The following is a 1,771-nucleotide window of genomic DNA, read 5'->3' on the forward strand; positions in this document are numbered from 1 at the left end:
TGTAAATGATAAAATGAAAATGCACAAAAATTAGAATCTCAAAATGCACAGATTTGTACATTTTTCTTGTATAATATTTCTAAAACTACAGGAGAAATATTATGCGAAAAGATGTATTTAATCAACTAAAACTGATTAAGGAGGATATAAGTGTATTGAATAAAAGTGAATTAGCTAGAAGATTTAATTGTGATAGAAGAACAGTTGATAAATATCTTAATGGTACAAATGCTGAATCAAGAAAACCTAGAGATATTAAAAGTAAAATTGATGATTTTAAAGAAATAATTATCGATAAAGTAGATAACTGGGGTTCAAACTCCATGGCAGTATTCAAATTTATTCAGAAAAAAGGCTACGATGGTGGTTATCATACAGTTAATAATTTTATCCAAAACCATAAAAAAGAAGAAATAAAAAAAGCAACAATTAGATTTGATACAAGCCCAGGACTCCAAGCTCAAGTAGATTGGAAAGAAAGTATTACCATAATTAGCAGGCAAGGTGAAATATTTGAAGTAAATATATTCTTAATGGTTTTAGGTTATTCAAGGTTGAAATATTTAAAACTAACTGTTGATAGAACACAAAAAACATTGTTTGAATGCTTGTTTCAAGGATTTAAATATTTTGGAGGTGTACCTAAAGAAATCCTCTTTGATAATATGTCTACTGTTGTAGATAGAAGTAAGACAACCTTTAAAAATGTAACTATCAATCAAGATTTTAAATACTTTTCGATTGATGCTGGATTTGAAGTAATTACTTGTAGGCCCTATAGACCTGAAACTAAAGGTAAAGTAGAAACTTTAGCTAAATTAGTAGATAGATTAACACCATATAATGAAGAATTTGATAGCTTTGATGAGTTAGAAAATATAGTTGAAGTATTTAACTATGAAATTAATAATGAGATTTCACAAGCAACATATGAAGTTCCATTTATTAGATTTTTAAAAGAAAAAGAGTATTTAAACCCATTACCACCAATGGATATCCTTCTATCATATTTCCACCACGAAAAAGAGTATAAGGTATCCAAAGAATCTATGATTAGGTATAAAGGGAAGAAATACTCAGTACCTACAAGCTATATAGGTAAATACTTAACAGTATCAGAGAAAGACTCTGAACTTTATATATATTATACTAAAGATTTAATAGCTTGTCATAAGATATCTGAAAAAATTCTTCACTATAAAATTGACCATGCAAAAGAAATACTTAAATCAGATGCACTAAAACATTATTCTGATGAAGATATAGAAAACTTCATAGAACAAAATTTAAAAAACATGGATATATTTTTGGAGGAATGATTAATTGAGTAACTATAATAAACTACTTAACAATTTAGAAACCCTTAAGTTAGAGAAATTCAGAAGCTTTTTACCAAACTATTTGGAAGAAATAACTAAGAAAGAAATTCCGTTTACAGATGCTCTTTTAGAATTAACTGAAAAAGAATTAGAATTTAGGAACGATAGAGCTTCAAAAATTCAAATATCAGTATCTGCGTTTCCTTTTGAAAAAACACTACAAGACTTTGATTTTGATTTTCAGCCATCTATAAACAAAGCTCAATTGTTAGATTTTGAAAGTTTAAGATTTCTAGAGAATAAGGAGAATATACTTTTCTTTGGATCTTCTGGCGTTGGTAAAACTCACTTAGCTGTTGCAATTGGGATTGCTGCAGCTAAGAACAGAAATATGGCATATTTCATATCTTGCCATGATCTAATTATGCAACTAAATAAGGCACATGCAGAAA

Annotated in this window: 2 protein-coding genes; both read left to right on the forward strand. The window is 27.9% G+C overall.

Translation table 11 applies throughout. The annotated features are described in order from the left end of the window. Nucleotides 1-101: 101 nt before the first annotated feature. Nucleotides 102-1,319, forward strand: coding sequence for an IS21 family transposase (gene istA / locus BLV37_RS14725; protein WP_091733218.1), 1,218 nt, complete (start codon nucleotides 102-104; stop codon nucleotides 1,317-1,319). Nucleotides 1,320-1,323: 4 nt separating this feature from the next. Beyond that, on the forward strand, nucleotides 1,324-1,771 hold a 448-nt coding region (locus tag BLV37_RS14730; protein WP_176968004.1), incomplete at its 3' end, for an ATP-binding protein.

It is taken from the genome of Proteiniborus ethanoligenes (assembly GCF_900107485.1).
Lineage (GTDB): Bacteria > Bacillota > Clostridia > Tissierellales > Proteiniboraceae > Proteiniborus > Proteiniborus ethanoligenes.